The sequence below is a fragment of the Dialister micraerophilus DSM 19965 genome (assembly GCF_000194985.1).
GTDB classification, from domain to species: domain Bacteria; phylum Bacillota; class Negativicutes; order Veillonellales; family Dialisteraceae; genus Dialister; species Dialister micraerophilus.
In genome coordinates this window covers 144,877-166,152 of sequence record NZ_GL878519.1, presented here as the reverse complement: position 1 = coordinate 166,152, position 21,276 = coordinate 144,877, and the positions used below count along the sequence as shown (strand labels likewise).

The 21,276-nt window shown below is 30.8% G+C and carries 22 protein-coding genes; 21 read left to right on the top strand and 1 reads right to left on the bottom strand.

Features of this window, described 5'->3' with window-relative positions; genetic code table 11:
- Positions 1–155 precede the first annotated feature (155 nt).
- From HMPREF9083_RS00805 to HMPREF9083_RS00750, 12 genes are all read left to right on the top strand, one after another.
- On the top strand, positions 156–878 hold the full coding sequence (locus HMPREF9083_RS00805; protein ID WP_155800557.1) for an NfeD family protein: 723 nt from the start codon (positions 156–158) through the stop codon (positions 876–878).
- Positions 879–967: 89 nt separating this feature from the next.
- Positions 968–1,870 carry a flotillin-like protein FloA gene (gene floA, locus HMPREF9083_RS00800; protein WP_007555475.1) on the top strand — a complete coding sequence of 301 codons (903 nt, stop codon included), beginning with the start codon at positions 968–970 and terminating at the stop codon, positions 1,868–1,870.
- An 11-nt stretch (positions 1,871–1,881) separates the two neighbouring features.
- On the top strand, positions 1,882–2,301 hold the full coding sequence (locus HMPREF9083_RS00795) for a hypothetical protein (RefSeq protein ID WP_007555474.1): 420 nt from the start codon (positions 1,882–1,884) through the stop codon (positions 2,299–2,301).
- Between the two features lie 2 nt (positions 2,302–2,303).
- Entirely contained in the window at positions 2,304–2,762 is a 459-nt protein-coding gene (locus tag HMPREF9083_RS00790; protein ID WP_007555473.1) for a hypothetical protein, read from the top strand.
- Positions 2,763–2,836: 74 nt separating this feature from the next.
- Positions 2,837–3,070 (top strand): YdbC family protein, encoded by a 234-nt coding sequence (locus HMPREF9083_RS00785; protein ID WP_007554385.1) that lies wholly within the window; start codon positions 2,837–2,839, stop codon positions 3,068–3,070.
- A 104-nt stretch (positions 3,071–3,174) separates the two neighbouring features.
- Positions 3,175–3,921: a C40 family peptidase gene (locus HMPREF9083_RS00780; protein ID WP_007555472.1), complete on the top strand. Its 747-nt coding sequence runs from the start codon at positions 3,175–3,177 to the stop codon at positions 3,919–3,921.
- Between the two features lie 164 nt (positions 3,922–4,085).
- The gene (alaS, locus tag HMPREF9083_RS00775) at positions 4,086–6,695 is read left to right on the top strand and encodes an alanine--tRNA ligase (RefSeq protein ID WP_035062523.1); all 2,610 of its coding nucleotides are present in this window, start codon (positions 4,086–4,088) and stop codon (positions 6,693–6,695) included.
- 13 nt (positions 6,696–6,708) lie between these two features.
- Positions 6,709–6,975, top strand: a complete 267-nt coding sequence (locus HMPREF9083_RS00770; protein WP_007554361.1) for an IreB family regulatory phosphoprotein — start codon at positions 6,709–6,711, stop codon at positions 6,973–6,975.
- 1 nt (position 6,976) lies between these two features.
- Positions 6,977–7,414, top strand: a complete 438-nt coding sequence (gene ruvX / locus HMPREF9083_RS00765) for a Holliday junction resolvase RuvX (RefSeq protein WP_007554417.1) — start codon at positions 6,977–6,979, stop codon at positions 7,412–7,414.
- Entirely contained in the window at positions 7,404–7,673 is a 270-nt protein-coding gene (locus tag HMPREF9083_RS00760) for a DUF1292 domain-containing protein (RefSeq protein ID WP_007555469.1), read from the top strand. Before ruvX ends, HMPREF9083_RS00760 begins: the two co-directional genes overlap by 11 nt.
- A 132-nt stretch (positions 7,674–7,805) precedes the next feature.
- On the top strand, positions 7,806–9,080 hold the full coding sequence (locus HMPREF9083_RS00755) for a metallophosphoesterase family protein (protein ID WP_007555468.1): 1,275 nt from the start codon (positions 7,806–7,808) through the stop codon (positions 9,078–9,080).
- Positions 9,067–12,051, top strand: a complete 2,985-nt coding sequence (locus tag HMPREF9083_RS00750) for an AAA family ATPase (RefSeq protein WP_007555467.1) — start codon at positions 9,067–9,069, stop codon at positions 12,049–12,051. Before HMPREF9083_RS00755 ends, HMPREF9083_RS00750 begins: the two co-directional genes overlap by 14 nt.
- 126 nt (positions 12,052–12,177) lie before the next feature.
- On the opposite strand, the gene HMPREF9083_RS00745 is transcribed toward HMPREF9083_RS00750, so the two are convergent.
- A complete protein-coding gene (locus HMPREF9083_RS00745) occupies positions 12,178–12,804 on the bottom strand; it encodes an HD-GYP domain-containing protein (protein ID WP_007554346.1) in 627 nt (208 codons plus the stop codon).
- A gap of 213 nt (positions 12,805–13,017) precedes the next feature.
- Between HMPREF9083_RS00745 and HMPREF9083_RS00740 the strand changes: the two genes are divergently transcribed.
- The 9 genes from HMPREF9083_RS00740 to HMPREF9083_RS00700 all read left to right on the top strand — a co-directional run bounded on the left by HMPREF9083_RS00740 (position 13,018) and on the right by HMPREF9083_RS00700 (position 21,269).
- Entirely contained in the window at positions 13,018–13,722 is a 705-nt protein-coding gene (locus HMPREF9083_RS00740; RefSeq protein ID WP_035062520.1) for an MBL fold metallo-hydrolase, read from the top strand.
- Position 13,723: 1 nt separating this feature from the next.
- Positions 13,724–14,032, top strand: coding sequence for a hypothetical protein (locus tag HMPREF9083_RS00735; RefSeq protein WP_007554424.1), 309 nt, complete (start codon positions 13,724–13,726; stop codon positions 14,030–14,032).
- A 132-nt stretch (positions 14,033–14,164) separates the two neighbouring features.
- Positions 14,165–15,760, top strand: coding sequence for a ribonuclease Y (gene rny / locus HMPREF9083_RS00730; RefSeq protein WP_007555464.1), 1,596 nt, complete (start codon positions 14,165–14,167; stop codon positions 15,758–15,760).
- Positions 15,761–15,873: 113 nt separating this feature from the next.
- Entirely contained in the window at positions 15,874–16,995 is a 1,122-nt protein-coding gene (locus tag HMPREF9083_RS00725) for a S1C family serine protease (RefSeq protein WP_007555463.1), read from the top strand.
- On the top strand, positions 16,989–17,465 hold the full coding sequence (locus tag HMPREF9083_RS00720) for a 23S rRNA (pseudouridine(1915)-N(3))-methyltransferase RlmH (RefSeq protein ID WP_007555462.1): 477 nt from the start codon (positions 16,989–16,991) through the stop codon (positions 17,463–17,465). Before HMPREF9083_RS00725 ends, HMPREF9083_RS00720 begins: the two co-directional genes overlap by 7 nt.
- 69 nt (positions 17,466–17,534) lie before the next feature.
- Positions 17,535–18,026 carry a CBS domain-containing protein gene (locus HMPREF9083_RS00715; RefSeq protein ID WP_007554470.1) on the top strand — a complete coding sequence of 164 codons (492 nt, stop codon included), beginning with the start codon at positions 17,535–17,537 and terminating at the stop codon, positions 18,024–18,026.
- Positions 18,027–18,162: 136 nt separating this feature from the next.
- Entirely contained in the window at positions 18,163–19,416 is a 1,254-nt protein-coding gene (gene murA, locus HMPREF9083_RS00710; RefSeq protein ID WP_035062517.1) for a UDP-N-acetylglucosamine 1-carboxyvinyltransferase, read from the top strand.
- Entirely contained in the window at positions 19,406–20,497 is a 1,092-nt protein-coding gene (locus HMPREF9083_RS00705) for a rod shape-determining protein (protein WP_007555460.1), read from the top strand. The genes murA and HMPREF9083_RS00705 overlap by 11 nt, the downstream gene beginning before the upstream one ends.
- 67 nt (positions 20,498–20,564) lie before the next feature.
- Positions 20,565–21,269, top strand: a complete 705-nt coding sequence (locus tag HMPREF9083_RS00700; protein WP_007555459.1) for a TVP38/TMEM64 family protein — start codon at positions 20,565–20,567, stop codon at positions 21,267–21,269.
- Positions 21,270–21,276: the final 7 nt, after the last annotated feature.

The following is a 21,276-nucleotide window of genomic DNA, read 5'->3' as shown; positions in this document are numbered from 1 at the left end:
TAATTATATCAGACCTCTGAATTTCGATTTAATATGTAATTTTCGGGGGTCATTTTTTTAGAATATAATTAAACGTACTAATTATAATTACTTTGTAGTTTGAAACTTATAAATATAGTATAATTAAAGTAATAAAAAGTATGTTTGGAGGGTTAATGCATAAAATACAAATATCTTTACTTACAGCGTTATTAACGAGTATTTTATTCCCCATGAAAATACTTGCTTTTTCAGGTAATGATTATATTTTTATGAATAATTTTATAATGGAAATAACACTTGTTTCAGTAATTTTTATATCTATTTTTGCTGAGATAAAAACAGCGGGATTTTCAGGTGCCGGTATTGTTGCAATTATTTCGGGAAGTATATTGTTTTTTATACATGGAAGCGAACTACTTTACATGTGGGATATATTACTGTTTTTTTCGGGAATAATTTTATTATTTTGTGATTTATTAATTTTTTTTACCGGTGCGATTTCAATGGCAGGTATTTTGTGCATATGTATGGGATTATATATAAATTTAGGAGCAAATTTATATGCGTTTTATATAGTCTTTGCCGGCTTTGCATTTTCGATTATTGTTGCATACATTCTTTTAAAGAGAATGTCAAAAAGTATTTTATGGGACAAACTTTCACAAAAAGTAATTTTAAGTTCATCCAAAGGATATAAATCATCATCGTTGGATTTGAATAAATATATAGGTAAGCAAGGAATAACTACTACTGTTTTAAGGCCGACAGGAAAAGTAAAAATTGATAAAGCTATATTTGATGCTATATCTGACGGTGATTTTATTGAAGTCAATAAAAAAATAACGGTAATAAATATTAATGGAAGCCAAGTTGTTGTAAGATTAGATAATTTTTAAAGGAGAGCAGATATGGAAATATTTTTAGTACCCGGAATAGGTTTTGTTTTTTTGTATTTTTTATAGTTGTATTTTTAAATTTTATACCTTTGGGGTTGTGGATTTCGGCATTATCATCAAGAGTTTCAATTTCATTGTTTGATCTTGTAGGAATGAGATTAAGACGTGTACAACCTCGCATGATTGTTTTACCGCTTATAAAAGGGACAAAAGCCGGATTGAATTTAAATGTAAATCAATTGGAAGCACATTATTTGGCAGGAGGAAATGTTGATAATGTTGTTGATGCATTAATTGCCGCTCATAGAGCACAAATTTTATTATCATTTGAACAAGCGGCTGCAATTGATTTGGCAGGTAGAAATGTATTGGAAGCTGTGCAAATGAGTGTAAATCCAAAAGTTATCGAAACGCCCACAATATCTGCAGTAGCGAAAAACGGTATTGAATTGAAAGTGCGTGCAAGAGTAACTGTACGTGCAAATATAGACAGATTGGTTGGGGGTGCAGGTGAAGCTACAATTATTGCTCGTGTAGGGGAAGGTATAGTAACTACGGTGGGATCATCTGAAAAGCATACTGATGTGTTGGAAAATCCGGATCATATTTCAAGGACCGTTTTAGGGAAAGGGTTAGATTCCGGAACAGCATTTGAAATACTTTCTATTGATATAGCTGATGTGGATGTAGGAAGAAATATAGGAGCACAATTACAAACAGATCAAGCGGAAGCCGACAAGCAAATTGCACAAGCGAGAGCGGAAGAAAGACGTGCAATGGCTGTTGCTAAAGAACAAGAAATGCGTGCATATACACAAGAAATGCAAGCAAAAGTGGTAGAATCCCAAGCGGATGTTCCTCGTGCATTATCTGAAGCACTTAGAAAAGGTAATTTGGGAGTAATGGATTATTATAATTTAAAAAATATTAATGCAGATACAAAAATGCGTAATACAATTGCTGAAAATGATACAACTCATGATTTATTATAAGGGTGAAATGTATGTCGACTGAAATGGTTATAGCAATTTTTATATGGTTGGCATTTGTTTTTGTAAATGGATATATTAAAAAAAATAAAAATTCAGAAAACAAAGAAAAAGAATCATATGAAATTAAAAATTATGGAAAAAATTATGATTATGAAAAAGTAAGGAACATTATAAAAAAATCGTGGGATAAAACTTCAGAACAAAAACAAGAAGAAAAACAAAAAGAAAAAAATATTTATAATTTTGTGGAAAAAGATAAATTTAAAGAAGAAAAAAGAAATTATGTGAATTTGCAAATTTTAAATAACAATGAAATAAATTCACATAAGAATAAAAAAATAAATTTGAAGAAATGGATTGTTTATGACAGCATTTTCAATGAACCAAGAAGTAAACGACCTTTTATTGCACAAAAAAGAGTTGAAAGATAAAAATGGAAAATTTATATGAAGTGTTTAAAACCTGTATAGTGATTCGTCAAATGTATAGAAAAAAATCTGTAAGGATAGTTGCTTCATTGTTTTATTCAGTTGTTTCGGCTTATTGTATAAACTATATATACAATAATTATCAACATAATTATTATGTTGAATTAATTATTGTATTAATATCATTATGGAGAATATGTATATTAAATCTTCCGATTGTATTATTTTGTGAAAATGTATTATTTATTATGCCTTCTAATGAAAATTGGAAAATTTTACCTAAATATGAAAAGCTTTCATATAATGAAATTGCAGGTGTATCTGTTTATTGGAAAGATTTGTATTTAGGTAAACGAATAGATGGAGGGGTAGTTAAATTTTCTGTTTTGTTAAATTATTTATCAGCAAAAGACAAACAAAAATTTCAAAAAAATATTGAAAAAGAGATTAGGGGAAATAATTAATTTATGTTAAATAACATTGATTTTTTAATTAAATATATGCTAGTATAAAAACGTATGAAGTTGAGGTGAAATTAATGGCAACACAAATTACTATTACTATAGAAGAAGAGTTGGGAGATTTGTCAATCGGCTCAAATGGATGGAAAAAGCAGTTAACTTATACAAGTTGGAATGAACGTGAACCCAAATTTGATATTAGATCATGGGATGAAAATCATGAGAAGATGACAAAAGGTATAACGTTAACAAAGGAAGAATTGTTAAATTTAAAAGAAATTTTAAATAATTTGGATTTTGACAAATATTAAAAAAGTCGCCCGATGGCGATTTTTTTAATTGCAAAATAGAAGAAAAAATAATAATGTGCTATTATTTATAAGAAAGATTATTGATATTCAGGAGATAAACACAAATGAAAAAACAATGTATTATTGCAGTTTTTGTTACAGCACTTGTGTTTGGCACAGGGGATATAGGAAATTCTGCTTATAAAATTGGTAATAGCGGTGAAATTGTAAAATTAATTCAAAGAAAATTAGTTAAACAAGGTATAAAAATTGAAATTGACGGAAAATATGGAAAAGATACTGAAAACGCTGTGAGAATTTTTCAGAAAAGAAAAAAATTAAAAGTAGACGGAATAATAGGAGAAGAAACATATTTTGCTCTTGTAGGAAAGCATATACCGAATAAAAAAAATAAGCGTAAGAATAAGAATGTTTTTCATAATACTGAAAATATATACGGGATTGATGATCACATCGTAAGGTGGAAAGAAGCAGGCGTTTTAAAAGGTAAAGTAAAAAATATAACTGAAGAAGCTAAACGTTATATAGGTGTTCCATATAGATTTGGAGGTATTACTCCAGAAGGTTTTGATTGCTCAGGCTTTATTCAGTATGTATTTAATCGTCAAGGTATTGATTTACCCAGATCTGCAGATGAACAATTTGAAAGGGGTAATAAAATTAATATAAATTCTTTGAGACCGGGAGACTTGGTATTTTTTAATACTTATGATGAAGGTGTATCTCATTCAGGAATTTATATCGGTTCGGGAGATTTTATAAGTGCAACTACCAGTCAAGGTATAGCTATTGCAACTATGAAAAACGGATATTGGCATGACAGATATATAGGCGCGTCCAGAGTTTTATAAAAGAAGGTTAATAACCTTCTTTTATAATTTTCAAAAATTAAATATGAAATTGTTAAATCTGATATTAAGTTTCAGTGAATTTATATAGCTGATTTTACTTGTTATAAACGTTAAGTATGAAGTATAATAATAAGATAATAATCTGTCTTACAGGGGGAAAAATAATGAAAGGTAACGACATTCGAGAAGCATATCTTTCTTTTTTTGAAGAAAAAAAGAATCATTTACGTTTAAAAAGTTTTCCATTGATTCCTAAGGATGATCCTAGTTTACTGTTGATAGGTGCAGGAATGGCTCCTATGAAACCTTATTTTACAGGTAAAGTTGAACCACCATGTCATAGAATAACAACAAGTCAAAAATGTATAAGAACAGGTGATATAGAAAATGTAGGACGTACTGCAAGGCATCATACGTTTTTTGAAATGTTGGGTAACTTCTCTTTTGGAGATTATTTTAAAAAAGAAGCTATTGAATGGGCTTGGGAATTTTTAACGGAAGTTCTCAAAATGGATAAAGAACGTTTATATGTAACAATTTTCCCGGATGACCAAGATGCATATAATTATTGGCATAAAAATATGGGAGTTGCGGAAAATCATATTTACAGACTTGAAGATAATTTTTGGGAAATAGGAGAAGGCCCTTGCGGTCCTGATTCTGAAATATTTTTCGACCAGGGTGAATCTTTCGGAACAGATCCTGCAAATCAAATGGGTGGAGACGGAGATCGTTTCCTTGAAATTTGGAATTTGGTGTTCAGTCAATTTGATAGACAAAAAGACGGAACATATTTACCGCTTGCAAAGAAGAATATAGATACAGGTGCAGGTTTGGAGCGATTAGCTGCAGTAATGCAACAAAAGAAAAACAATTTTGAATCCGATTTGTTTTTCCCTATTATTTCAGAGGCTTCAAAATTGTCCGGCGCGGTATATGGTGTTAAAGAATCAGATGACGTTGCTTTAAAAGTTATATCTGATCATGCAAGAGCAATAACAAATATGATTTCCGATGGTGTACTTCCTTCAAATGAAGGTCGCGGATATGTATTGCGCAGAGTATTACGCAGGGCCATACGTTTCGGTAAATTAATAGGAATTGAAAAACAGTTTATGGGACGTATGATAGATGTAGTAGTGGATATGATGAAACCTGAGTATCCTGAATTGTATGAAAAGAGAGATTTTATAAAGAAAGTTGCAAGTGTAGAAGAAGAACGTTTCCAGTCGACATTAAATGCAGGCACTGAACTTTTATCAGAAATGATTGAAGACAGTAAGAAAAAACATATAAATAAGCTTTCAGGAGAATATGTATTTAAACTTTATGATACTTATGGATTCCCTTGGGAATTGACTGATGAAATTGCTAAGGAAGAAGGTATGAGTATTGATAAAGAAGGTTTTATAATATCAATGAATAAGCAGAAAGAAAGAGCAAGAAATGCAAGAGTAAAAATTTCTGCAAAAGTACTTACACCTGATACGACTAAATTGGATGCTAAGAATCTCACCGTAAAAGATGAAGATGTTGATACAACTATTGTGATGCTCGGTAAAAATGGTGAAGAAATACTATCCGCTACTGATGGCGAGGATTTAGTTGTAATTTTGAAAAATAATCCTTTCCATGCTGAAGGCGGCGGACAAATGGGAGATATCGGTATTCTGCGTAATTCTTCCGGTGTTTTTGAAGTTCACAACACAAAAAAATTACCTGATGGAATTGTATATCTTATAGGAACCATTACGGAAGGTAAAATTTCGGTAAATGATATTGTTGAAGTTAAAGTAGACAGAGTTCGTAGAGCTGCTTTGGCAAAAAATCATACAGGTACACATTTATTGCATGCTGCATTAAGACAAGTATTAGGTAAACAAGCTACTCAAGCTGGTTCTTTGGTGGCACCGGACCATTTGCGTTTTGATTTTACTTGGAATGAACCTCTTACTGCAAAACAAATTAATGATGTAGAAAAACTTGTAAATGAGAAAATTTTGGAATCGCTTACTTTAACTACAAAAGAAGTTCCTTTGGAAGAAGCAAGGAAAGCGGGAGCTTTAGCTTTATTCGGTGAAAAATACGGTAAAATTGTACGTATGGTAAGAATTGGAGATTTCAGTTTGGAATTATGTGGAGGTAGTCACACGCATACTACAGGTGAAGTAGGATCATTTAGAATTATAAGTGAAAGCGGTATAGGATCTGGCCTTAGAAGAATCGTGGCACTTACCGGAATATCAGCATATAAAGCAATGGTAAGTGATCGTAAATTAATAGAAAATTCAGCTGTTTTATTAAAATGCAAAAAAGAAGAAATTTTAAATAAAATTGATAAACTCAATGGAGATTTGAAAAAAGCTGAACATGATATTCTTAAATTAAAGAACGAACAGGCAAAAGGTGAATTATCAAGTTTGATGAGTGATATAAAAAATAAGAATGGCATATCATTCTTTGCATCTACGGCACATGCTGATAATATTAATGAACTTAGAAAAATAGCAGATATGATTAAAGATAAATTACCCAAAGGTGCCTTTGTTTTGAGTTCGGTATCAAACGGAAAAGTAAATTTTGTAGGTATGGCATCTAAAGAAGCTGTAGAAGCAGGAATTCACATGGGTAAAGTTGTTTCTCAAGTAGCAAAAATATGTAATGGCGGTGGTGGTGGAAAGCCTACAGTGGCTCAAGCCGGCGGTAAAGATATTTCAAAAGTTGAAGATGCAATTAAAGAAAGTGAAAAAATTATTGAATCGATGATTAAGTAAAGGAGGGATGCAAATGTCAGTATCAGATCAAACAATACTCTTTAGTAAAGGTGCTGAAGAAGGGGAAAATGTTAAGGCAACTATGGTTTTAAAAGAGGTATATAGTGCTCTTAAAGAAGCCGGACATAATCCTGCAGTTCAACTTGTAGGATACTTGGTATCGGGAGAACCTACATACATAACAAGCAGACATGATGCACGTAAACTTATTTCAGGTATAGAAAGAGATGAACTGGTTGAAGAGTTGGTTCGTTATTATGTAAAACATAAAGGTTTATAAAATGCGTATTATGGCGTTAGATGTGGGTTCGCATACAATAGGTGTAGCTATAAGTGACCTGATGGGATGGACAGCACAGGGCTTGGAAACTATTAGGCACAGTACGCGTGAAAAAGATTTTGAAAGACTTAAAACTATAATTGACAGCTATGATGTAAAAGAAATTGTAGTGGGAATGCCGTTAAATATGAACGGTACAAAAGGTATACGTGCAGAACTCACAGAAGATTTTGTAAAAGATTTGAAAAGTGCATTCCCCAATATACCATGCGCATTTTGGGATGAACGATTAACAACAGTTATGGCACAGAAAACATTAATATCTGCAGACATGAGTAGAAAAAAGAGAAAAAAAGTCATTGATAAATTAGCGGCTACAGTAATTTTAGAAGGATATTTAAGACATTTGGAATTCAAGAGAAAGGGAAATGATGGATAAAAAAATACAAGAAGAATCTGTTATTGTTACAATTGTAGGACCTGACAATGAAGAAAAAGATTATGTTCAAGAAACGGTAATACCTTTCATGGGGAAAAAGTTTGCAATTTTAGTTGCTATTCCGGAAACTGAAGACGGTAATGAAGAACTTGATATGATTCTTGCAAGAATGGATGAAGATGAATTTGGAGAAATTGAGTATCTTCCTCCAACAGACGAAGAATACGATGCGGTGATAAGTATTTACGATGCTATGTAAGTGTATACTGATCTCAAAATTGGATTTTAAATTCAAAATTTGGGATCAGTTTTAAATTTGTAAAAATTATTAAATATATTGATATGAAGTGTATGATAATATATAAATATAAACAATTTCGTAGGAGGAAGTATGAGAAAACATTTTTCTTTTCTTCATTGTGCAGATTTACATCTAGGTGAACCATTTGCCGGAATATGTCCTGAAATGTCAGGACCGTGGACATCTGCCATAAATAAAGCTACATTCAAATCTTTTGAAAAAATAATAGATGTTGCTATTGAATCACGTGTAGACGCTATTCTTATATCAGGAGATATTTATAATAGTGAAAATCATAGTTTAGCTGCACAAATGGCATTTGCAAGAGAATTATATCGTGCAGCACAGGTGGGTATACATACGTTTATAGTTCACGGAAATCACGATCCGAAAGAAGCATGGAGAGCAGATATACCTTTACCTGAATCTGTACATGTATTTTCATCTGATGATGTAGAATCTGTAATCTTAAAAAAAGATGGAGAAGATGTTGCTGCAATATACGGAATGAGTTTTAAAACAAAACATATAACTGAAAATCTTTCACTAAAATTTAAAAATAAAAACAAAAACTTGTTTTCTATCGGAATGTTACATACAGATGTAGGCAAATCTGAAGGTGTATATGCACCTTGTACAATAAATGATTTAAAAAAAAGTGGAATGGACTATTGGGCTTTAGGACATATACACAAAAGAAAAATAATTTCTGAAAAACCTTACATTATATATCCTGGTAATATACAAGGCCTTGATATAACGGAAACAGGCGCAAAAGGGTGCTATATAGTAGATGTAGGAGCTTTTGGCACTGTAACACCGAAGTTTGTTGAAACTGATGCTTTAAGATGGGTAGATTTAACAATAGATATATCAGAATTCAATCAAACTGAAGATTTATTAAATGAAATAACAAAAAGAAGATTATTACTTAGAGAACAAACGGGTAGACCAAACATAATACGTTTAATTTTTACGGGAAGAGGTATATTACATAAAGCAGTTTCATCAAAAGACGGGCAAGAATATATATTGCACATGCTAAACGATAAAGAACGTTTTCGTCATATATTTTCATATTTTGCGAGAATAGATGATTATACAAACATATCTATAGATTTGGAAGAACGTAGAAATTTACCTGATATAGTAGGAAATTATTTATTGGCTTATGATGAAATTAAAATGACGAATAAAGAAGATAAAATAAAAATTTTAAATGATATGTTAAATAAATCACCTGAATTTGAAAAGTTAAAAAAATCAATATATAAAATAGATGAAAAGTTATTAATTCGCGCTTTTGAACGAGCTGAAATTGCAGGTGTCGAAATGCTTGCGGAGGAAGAAAATGAAAATAACTGAACTGCAATTAGAAAAATATGGGATATATAAAGATATTTTATGGAAACCGGCCGTTAATGAACTCAATGTAATTATGGGTGCTAATGAAAGCGGAAAAACAACTTTACTTAGATTTATAAGAGATATGATATTCGGTTACAATCGTGGAAAATGGCAAGGTAAATCTGGAAATATGTCTTTTATAAGGGACAACGGTGATAAATATCGAGTATATAGAACAGAAAAAGAAAAGTGGTTTTTAGATTCGGAAATGAAAAAAAACGAAGATGAATTACCGCTTCTATGGTGGCATGGTTTAAACAGAAAAATGTATGAAAATATATTTGCAATCGGATTGGAAGATTTGCAAGGTGCAACATTTTTAAGTGATAATTCCGTAAGAAGCAGATTTTTTATGTTGCAAGGTGGAGATAAAATATCAAATGTAAAAAAAATAGTTAAAGAAGAAATGGAAAATATTTTTATATCATCTCCTCAAGGAAAAAGAAAAATAAATTCTCTTTTAAATAAACTGCATGAAACTGAAGAAGAACTGGACAAATTATCTTTACAAGAAAAAGATTTTTCAGATTTGCAAAAAAAGCAAGAATTGTTAAATGGTGAGATAAGTGAACTGAAGAATAAGTTGGAATATCAAAAAAAAGAAAGTAAAAAACTTGAAAAAAGACTTGGTGCTTGGGAATATTATAAAAGAGTAAAAGCACTTAAAAAACAAATAGATTTAAGTGAAAAAGTAAAAGTATTTCCATCAAATGGTAAAGAACAATGGAATCGTTTGATGAATGATATGAAAGTAATACATGAACAACAAGAAGCTTTGAAAGTTAAATTATCTGAGTATAAACCATATAAAAAAGAAGAAATAGTTCCATTAGTAAATCTTCAAGATAAACTTGAAAAATTATATATAAATCTTGGACAATGGCAGCAAACAATTAATGATGCAGAAGAATTGAAAAATCAAAAATCTGAATGGAAAATTCAATTTATGCATCTAGGATATGATCTTTCTTTATGGGACACAATGTTAAATCCGGAAAAAATAAATACGAACGTAGATTGGGAAGAAGGCAGAAGAATTTCACAGAGCGTAATTGTAAGAGATAATGAATTACATTTTTGGAAACAGCGTGAACCCGAAGTGGAAACAATTGAACCATTGGAACCTGTAGATACGGAAATTATTACGGAAGAAGATTGGAAAAATTTTGAAAATAAAGCAAATAAAATAGAGACATTTGTTGATCGGAAAAAAATTATTAAAGATGATTTACAAACATTAAACGAAGAAAAAGAACATAAATTTACAATATGGTTTTGGATAGGTACAGTATTATTATTGTTTGCAATTTTGAGCTTAGCTGCTTTTTATACATCATTTATAGGAGTATTTTCAATATATATTGCAATAATATGTATTATTTGTTCAGGCGCAGCATTTATTGTTAACAGAAAAAAATCACATTCAAAGAGGAATAAACAAGATAAATTTAATAAAGAATTATTGGATGTAGAAGAAAAAATAAAAATATTGGGAAGTGAATTTCCGGGGAAAATACCTGAGTCTGAAGAAGATATGATTGCATTTCATAACATGATGCAAGAAAAACGTGCGGATTTTTATAAAAATCAATTAAAAAGACAAGCAAATTTATGGAAAAAAGAAACAATAAAAAAACAAGAACTTGAATATAATAAATGGATTGAAGAAGGCAAGGAACTGAAAGAATTAGATGAAGAAATTCATAAAGATTGGAAAGCATGGCTTTTAAAATATAATTTACCTGAATGTAAAGCTGATGATCTTTCAAAACTACAAGAACAATGGCAGAAAATTTATTCAATACAAGGTAAAGGTAAAATACTTGATGTTAAAATAGAACAAATTGAACAAAAATTATCTGAATTTAAAGAACGAGCTGCTGTCATTATTAAAGCAACAGGAAAATCATGTGAAGTAATTCCGGCTGAAATTTTACAAATTTATGAAGAAAACAGAAGATGCAATTTAGAATGGCAAAGCGTTTTTGAAAGAAACAAGCAGCATTTATCCTATAAAAATGAACTTGAAAAATTAAATGAAAAATGGAATAAATGCCAAGAAAGTATGCAATCTTTATTTAAACTCGTAAATGCAGAGAATGCTGAAGAATTTGCTGCAAGAGTAAATGCATATGAAAAACAAGATCAGATTATGAAAGAGTGGAATGCGGTAAGACAAGATTTACGTTTATATGCAGGCAGTGAAGAAGAATTTAATAAATTATGGGGCTTTTTGGAAAAAGATGAATATGAGAAATGGATGAAAGAGTATAAACTTCTTGAAGAATCAACTAAAAAAGGCAATGAAAAACTTGGAAATATGCAAATGCAAGCAGGTGCTGTTGAAAATGAAATATTTAGGTTAGCCGAAGACGAATCAATGACAACCAAATTGCAAGAGAAAAAAGAAATAGAATCTAAGATATTACATTTGCTGGAAGAATGGATAACATATTTTTATATAGATAAAATACTTGAAATTGCACAAAAAAAATATGAAACAGGTAAGCAACCTAAAGTAATGGAACAAGCAAATTTATTTTTAAACTCTATGACAAGAGGTAAATATTCAATTTTATTGGATGATAAAGGAAAATCTATAAAAATTATTGATTATAAAAATCAAATAAAAGAGTCAAAAATATGGTCATCAGGTACAGGAGATCAAGTATATTTGGCTATTCGCCTTGCTTTGGCATTAGCGTTTGGAGAACAAGTTGAATCACTGCCTATCGTTCTTGATGATATATTTGTAAGATTTGATGAAGAGCGACAAAAGGAAACTTTAAAATTTTTAATGGAACTCGGCAAAAAACAGCAAATATTTTTATTTACATGTCATAAACAAACTATGCGTATAGCAGAAGAAATAGGAAGGGAGCGTAATTCCGGATTGTTTACATATATTAATTCCGGTGTTATAAATTAAAAACATTATTTAAAAATATAGTTTCAAGTTTATATAATAAAATTGGAGTAAAAATATTTTCTTTACCCCAATTTTATTTGCAAAATAAAACTCCGATAACATGGTTTGAGCAAAGTTATCGGAGTTTTACTTTACAGAAATATCACAACTATGAAATATAACTTTTAAAAAAGCTGTAATTACTTCCGGATCAAATAAAATACCTGAACCGCTGAATATCATTTGTGAAACTTCAGCTTTTGTTTTTTGTTTAAAATCCGCCGAGCTATAAATATTTGAATCAAAATAACTTGCAACGGCTATTATTCGTGCACCGAGCGGAATATTAACATTTTTTAAATGTTTAGGATAACCGGTACCGTCCCATCGTTCATGATGAGAACGTATATAAGGTAGAAGATCCTGACAACCCGGACACGATTCAAGCATGTTTGCACCTAATTCAGGATATTTTTTATAAAGAGAAAGTTCTCTTCTGCTTAAATAAGGTGCTTTGTTCAATATTTGATTCGGTAGTGCCAAATATCCAATTTTATGTAAAAATGCCGCATATCTTATTAATGTGATTTCATTTGCAGGTAGTCTCATATATATTGCCGTAGCTCCGGCATAATTTGAAACACGCACTGAATGAGCATATAAATCAGGTGATTTCAGTCGCAATAAATCACTAAAATAAGACGTTACGGTATCAAGAGCTTCCTGTATATTTTTAAAAGCTGAGGAAGATTGAAATAATGACGAACTATGCATTGTAACATCCTTAGTTAATAAATAAACGTATTTAAAATCTGTTTTTATTTTATATAAAAACAGATTTATAGTCAAAGTTTTTTTTATGATATATCAAAATTATATAGTTGAAAAATTTTATAGTATTTTTATTTAAATAGATATTTAGATTATATTATTAAATATGTATCGAAATTATTGTATGTTATAATATTCGACATGGAGGATATTAAGATGAAAATATCTATTACATATTTGTATCATAGTGGATTTATAGTAGAAACTTCGGAATGTATAATGGTATTTGATTATCATAAAGATAGTAACAATATTTTGAATAATATGATTAAAGAAAATAGTAAAGATTTGTATTTTTTTGTAAGTCATAAGCATTCAGATCATTTTAATTTTGAAATTGCAAAGTATTTTGACCGAGCAAAATTATATTTTTTACATTCAGAATGTAAATTGTTTAATGTAGATAAATCTAAAATTGTAAGTATGAGTGTATTTGACAGTTTTGAAAATGATTTATTTAAAATCAAGATGTACGGATCTACAGATATAGGTGGTTCATATTTTGTAAAATTAAAAAATTGCAGTTTATTTCATGCCGGAGATCTTAATTGGTGGCATTGGGCAAGTGAAAACAATTTTTATAATACTAAAGCAAGAGAAAATTTTTTTGAAGAGATAAAAAATATATCTCAAAATGAAAAAGAAGTAGATTTTGCATTCTTTCCCGTAGACTCAAGACTTGAAATAGCAAGTGAATGGGGAATTAAATATTTTTTAGATCAAATTAAAGTGAAGCATTTAGTCATACCTATGCATATGTCTGGTAAAAAATGGATTCCATCCTATGAATTCAAGTGGAAATATAAAAATATGAATGTTTGGATTCCTTCTAAAGAAGGAGATTTATATAAAGGAGAATAGTATGTCTAATACATGGGTATTTATTATGGCAGTTATGATTTTGGGGAATTTTATTTTGCAAATGTTGCCTACAAGTGTTTTTATTCCCGGAGTTATAATTGTTCATTTATTAATATTGCTTTTTTCTTATATTCTGTTAAAAAGAGATAAGTTTAGTGATATAAGAGCAAATATGCTTTTTATTTTCGGACTTACGGTTATAAATATTTTAGTTGATTTAAATATTATGTCACAATCTTTGTCGTGGATAGCATTCGGTGCGTTGCTTATGTGGTCAATGCTTGGTGGAGGAAGTTCCAAAAACGATTAGTTATATACAATAAAACTGTTTTGCATATTAATGCTGGATATTGTATTTATTTATCTTGACAATAAAATATAAAAATTTTAGAATTAAAGATGGTGTTTTGTGTATAGTAAATGATATGAATATTGAAATTATATGAATAGAGAGGTGAACTGGTTGAATATTGATGAAGTATTACTTATTATTATCATCGGTTGTGTAATTGCTGCTTTTGTAGGGGTAATTATAGGATATATATTGAGAAAACATTTGGCAGAGGCCAAAATAGGCTCTGCTGAAGAAAAAGCTAAACAAATATCTGAAGATGCAAAGAAAATGTTGTCTTCTGCAGTACATGATGCGGAAACAATGCGTAAAGAAGCTTTAGTTCAAACAAGAGAAGAAATACATAAAATTCGTGAAGATATGGAAGCTGAAAGTCGTGAACGTCGTGACGAACTTAAATGTTATGAACAACGATTGGTCCAAAAAGAAAACAACTTAGATTTAAGAAGTGGAAATTTGGAACAAAGAGAAACTTCTCTTAATAAACGTGAAATACAGGTAAAGCTTCAAAAAGAGAAAGTCGATGATTTGTATTTACAACAAGAGAAAAAGCTGGAAGAAATCTCATTATTATCTAAAGATGAAGCAAGAGACATGATTTTATCCAGAGTTGATGATGAATTGGAACATGAAAAAGCAGTTCGAATAAAGAATGCTGAAGATGAGATTAAAGAGAAGGCTGAAACAAAGGCTAGGGAAATTTTAGCAACAGTTATTCAAAGAAGTGCTGCAGATACGGTATCTGAAACAACCGTATCGGTTGTTTCATTACCGAATGAAGAAATGAAAGGACGTATTATAGGTAGGGAAGGGCGAAATATTCGTGCCATTGAAACATTAACAGGTGTAGATTTAATAATTGATGATACTCCTGAAGCGGTTATTTTGTCATGTTTCGATCCTATACGTAGAGAAATTGCAAGACAAGCATTGGAAAGTTTGGTTAAGGATGGACGTATTCATCCGGCAAGAATTGAAGAAATTGTCGAAAAAACAAAGAATGATATAGATAAAGAAATTAAAGAAGCCGGTGAAGAAGCTGTATTGGAATGTAACATCGGTGGTGTTCATCCGGAAATGATAAAAATGCTCGGTAGGTTGAAATTCCGTACAAGTTATGGACAAAATGTATTACGACACTCGGTTGAAACGGCATTTTTTGCCAGTCTTTTAGCGGATGAAGTCGGTGCAGATGCGGAAATGGCAAGACGTGGAGGGTTATTCCACGATATCGGAAAATCTATTGACAGAGAACAGGAAGGTACACATGTAGAATTAGGTGTAGCTCTTGCAAAAAAATACAAAGAACCTCTGAAAGTAATTAATGCTATAGCATCTCATCATGGTGATACTGAAGCTACTTGTGTTGAAGCTGTACTTGTTGCGGCAGCGGATGCTATTTCAGCTGCAAGACCTGGCGCAAGAAGAGAAACGTTGGAAAATTATATTAAACGTTTAACCAAATTGGAAGATATAGCCAAGTCATATCCTGGAGTTGATAATTGTTATGCAATTCAAGCAGGACGTGAACTCAGAGTTATAGTTAAACCTGAAAAAATAACAGAAGATCAGGCTATTATTTTATCTCACGATATAGTAAAAAGAATAGAAAATGAATTACAATATCCAGGACAAATAAAAGTTGTTACTATAAGAGAAACTCGTGCTACAGGATATGCAAAATAATGATAAAAGGAACATCTTAATTAAGATGTTCCTTTTATCATATATTTAAATAATAATAAATATGCTATATTAAAAGAATAAATATATAATTAATATTTTGATTTGGAGGGATTATGAAAAATCAAATACTTAATAAAATTTTAAAAGCAAGACTAAAATATTTATTATTGTTTATAATTGTACTGATTATTGCATGGATTAGCGGATTTTATTTCGGTAATACTTATAGTAATAAATTTAAAGGTGATTTTAACAAAAATGAAAATATAGAGCTTCCTGCCGTAAGAAATACACCGATAGTTGAAGCTGTAAAAAAAGTAGGGCCTTCAGTTGTAGGAATTACTTCTAAAATTTACGGACGTGATATATTTAATCGCAAATTTGAAATTAATCAGAGTACAGGTTCAGGTGTTATTTTTGATGAAAAAGGATATATTGTAACTAATAATCATGTTGTTTCCGGAAGTGATGATGTAAATGTTTTATTATCCAACGGTAAAACAATTAACGGTAAAGTTATAGGTAAAGATGCAATAACCGATTTGGCAGTTATTAAAATTGACACTCAAGATGATTTACCTACAGCTGTATTTGGTGATTCGGAACAGCTGCAAGTAGGTGAAACTGCTATAGCTATAGGTAATCCTCTTGGATTGGAGTTTAAAGGTACAATAACTGTGGGTGTAATAAGTGCATTGAACAGAACATTGGATAATATGGAACATCGTTTTAAGTTGATTCAAACCGATGCTGCTATAAATCCTGGAAACTCAGGTGGTGCTTTAGCAACAGTCGATGGAAAAGTTATAGGTATTAACAGCTCAAAAATAATAAAGCAAGGAATTGAAGGAATTGGATTTGCAATACCTATTAATCAAGTTAAAGATATTACATCACAATTGATTAAAAACGGTCGTGTTATACGTTCTTTTTTAGGTGCTTCTTTGATTGATGAAGACTTGGCAAACAGATATGGATATGATTGGAGTCGTGACGCCGGTGGTGTGTTGGTATTAAATGTTTACAGAGATGGACCGATTAATGCTTCGGGTATAGAAATCGGAGATTATTTAATGCAGATAAATGATAAACCGGTTAATAAAATTATAGAAATAAGAGAAATTTTAAGTAAGTATTCTCCCGGTGAAAAAATTAATGTTACATATGAATCTGACGGTGTTTTAAAAAGAACAATTGTTGAGTTGGGTGAATCTCCGGAGAATTTGAAATGGTAATTACAATATCTGCAATAGGTAAAATAAAAGAAAAATGGATGAAGGAAGGCATTGATGAGTACCTTAAACGTTTAAAACCGTTTGCTAAAATGAACATTATTGAACATGAAGAAGAAAAATTTTCTAAAAAATCTGAAGAAATTAAGAAGCAGGTTATGGAAAAAGAAAGTATTAAATTATTAAAATCTCTAAAATATACAGATTGTTGCATATTATTAGATACATCAGGTAAAGAAATGTCATCGGAAGAATTGGCTTCATGGTTTGAAAATAAAATGATTTCAGGTAAAAGTAGATTTCATTTTTTTATAGGAGGTCCTTTAGGTAATGGAGAGACTATCAGAAAAAATATTAAATTTAAATTATGTTTAAGTAAAATGACGTTGACACATCAAATGGCAAGATTGATATTAGTTGAGCAAATATACAGAAGTATAAAAATTATAAAAAATGAGCCTTACCATTTATAAAGAACTATAATAATAGTCAAAAATAATGTACAATTAAATAAAATATATTTTTACAATTTGGAGGATTTTATGGGAATAAAACAATATTTAGCGAAAGATTTCATGTCTAAAGATATTATTTCAGTTTCTGCAGATATAAATATTCATGATTTGGTGAAAATATTTGTAGAACATCCTGTAAGTGCATTACCTGTTGTAGGGGAAAAAAATACATTACTCGGAATTATATCGGAAGGAGATTTACTTTATAAAAAGGTAAGACCGTATGTACCTCAATATATGGATGTTTTAGGGGCAGGAGTCTATTATTGGGGCTATGGAAGATTTGCAAGTTCATTTAGAAAATTGCTTGCAACCAAAGCATCTGAAATTATGACAACAAATGTGCACTGTGTTGCTCCCGACACTAATTTGGAAACTGTTACTACTTTAATGATTGATGAGCATTTAAAAAGTGTACCTGTTGTTGAATCTCCGAATAAATTAGTAGGTATGATTACAAGACATGACATTCTTCAAGTTATTGCATCTTCTGAGAAAGATGAAAAATCTGAAAAATAAATTTAATCATTTTTATATATTTGGTGTTTTTATTTATTTTGTTGAATTTGAATATTAATTTTGCTATGATTACCTAAGATTTAAAATAGTAAAATTTAAATAAAATAATTATTTGAAATATATAGGAGTGATTCGTTTGGAAAGATTATTGATTAAAGGTGGAAAACCTTTACATGGATCCGTACGCGTATCAAGCGCAAAAAATGCAGTTTTACCTATTATTGTGGCGACGTTATTGCCTTCAACACCTGCTACAGTGCTTGATGTTCCAGATTTAGATGATGTAATAACTATTTGCAGCGTTTTGGAATCTTTAGGTGTAATAGTTAAAAAGCAAGGTAGCAGTCTTACATTTGATGCTTCAGGTCTTAATAAATCGGAAGCGTCTTATGAATTGATGAGCCGTATGCGTGCATCTTTTTTGATTATGGGTCCTCTTCTTTCTAAAATGGGCTATGCAAAAATCGCTTTACCCGGAGGATGTATGATTGGAAGTCGTCCTATTGATTTGCATTTAAAAGCGTTTGAGGCATTAGGTGCAAAAATAACTGTAGGAAACGGCTTTGTAGAAGGATATGCACCTCAAGGGTTAAAAGGAACAACTATATATTTAGATTTTCCTAGTGTAGGAGCTACTGAAAATATACTTATGGCAGCAGTACTTGCTGAAGGAAGAACAATTATTGAAAATGCTGCTGAAGAACCTGAAATAGTTGATCTTGTTACTTTTTTATCAAGTATGGGTGCAAACATAAAAGGTGCAGGAACAAATGTTATACGTATTGAAGGTGTTAAAGAACTTAGGGGAATATCGCATACAGTTATTCCGGATCGTATAGAAGCCGGAACGTATATGATTGCTGCTGCAATGGCGGGCGGCGATGTAACAATTGAAAATGTTTTAACGGAACATTTAAAACCTCTTTTGGCTAAACTTTCTGAAGCAGGTGTAAAGGTAATAAAAGACATAGATAGTGTTCGTGTAATTAGTGATGGAAATATAAGTTCAACCGATATTAAAACTATGCCTTATCCCGGGTTTCCTACAGATTTACAGGCACAATTTATGGCATTGATGACAATAAGTAACGGTGAAAGCAAGATTACCGAAACTGTTTTTGAAAATAGATTTATGCATGTAGGTGAATTAAGACGTATGGGTGCATCTATCCAAGTTGAGGGAAGATGTGCAACGGTTAGAGGAGTTCCTTTCTTAAATGGTGCATTTGTTCGCGCAACAGATTTGAGAGCAGGTGCTGCACTTGTACTTGCAGGTTTGGCGGCACATGGAGAAACTGAAATAGGTGAGTTGCATCATATTGATCGAGGATATGATCATTTAGTTGAAAAGTTACAAGGCTTAGGGGCTGAAATTTCTCGTGTCGAATAAGAAAAAAATATTAAGCAATAAATTCAAATTTCAATTAGATAAATATACTTTTATGGATTGGCTTGGATCGTTCGGGTCTGAAAATATAGGCGTTGATTTAGGGACATCGAATATGGTGGTATATTTAAAAGAAAAAGGTATTATCTTTTCTGAATCATCTGTAGTGGCCAAGCAAGAAAATAAAAATGATTTTTTTTCTTATGGAACTAAAACCGAAGAGATGGAAGGACGTACACCTCAAGGTATAAATTTGATTTATCCTGTGAGAAATAGTGTGGTAGTTGATTATAAAGCAGTTACGTACTTATTGAATTCAATTATGAGTTATTCATATTTGAAAGGATTATTTTTCCATCCGAGATTACTTATATGCGTACCACCGGGCATAAGTAAAGTTCAAAAACGTGCACTTCTTGAAGCTTCGGTTGCAATGGGAGTAAGAAAAACTGTTTTGATTGATCAACCTATAGCTACCTTAATGGGGATAAAAAATAAACGAAAAGATTGTCAAGGTTTTTTCCTGATAGATTTCGGCGGAGGATCTGTTAAAATATCAGTTTTATCCAAACGCGGAATAGTTATAAGCGATTCATTAAAATATGGCGGGATTTATATGGATCAAGCCATTATATCTTATATAAGAAAACAATATCATGTTAATATAAGTAGAAAATCAGCAGAATCACTGAAAATAACACTTGGTGTTACTTGGGAATTGGATCATGCGCAAAGAACAGCGGAAGTATCAGGGCAATCACTCGATACAGGATTGCCGGTAAGAATTTCTGTAACTTCAAAAGACATATACCAAGCTTTAAGTTCAATTTTAAACAAAGTGTTTTTACAGATAATAAATGTATTACAGCAGACGCCACCTGTTTTATTATCTGATATAAAAAATGACGGTATAATGATGTCAGGTGCTTTATCACAATTAAAAGGTTTGAGCAATATGATAGGTAATATAACAGGTATTTCAACTTATGTAATAAATCAGCCTTCCTATATTAATGCTATAGGTGCAGGTAAAGCTTTGGAATATATGCATTTATTTCGTGATTCATTACAAGATTTGCATTAGTAAAATAAAAGGGATGCATATGCATTCCTTTTACTTATTTTAAAATTTAATTATCAGGTCGTGAATTATGAGAGAAAATGAAGAGAAAAAGGAAAAACAATTTCGATTTATTTTAATAATATTATTATGTTTACTTTTTGTCGGTATTCACATTGCCGATCCGACTTTTTATTCAACGATTATAAAATTATCCAAAGATGGAAACCTTCAGGGAACTGTTGTATATCTACAAAGTTTTGGTATATGGGCGGTTTTTGTAAGTTTCTTTATAGATGTAATAATAAATATAGTGGGATTTTTGCCTTCTATATTTTTATCAACGGCAAATGGTTTGATTTTTGGTATTTTTTGGGGAACTGTTATATCATGGTTGGCTGAAACTACCGGAGTCATGATTTCTTTTTTTATAATGAGAACGCTTTTTAGAAATGTTGCAAAGGCCATTATTCAAAAAAGTAAAACTTTGACCAAATTAGACTCCTATGAGTCATGGAAAGCTGTTATGATTGCGCGGGCAATACCTTATATGCCTAACGGATTGGTTACTGCAATATCCGCATTATCAAGCATGACATTTTATGAACATTTATTAGGAAGCTTGATAGGTAAATTTCCGTCAGTTTTATTGGAAGTTGTATTAGGACATGATATAGTTACTTTTAAAGAACATCAACTAAGATTGGCTATAATTATAATTGTAGTAGGTATTGTTTATGGATTGATTTGGTTATATATGAAAAATAAAAAAAAGCAAGAGAAAAATAAGTGTTAATTTTATA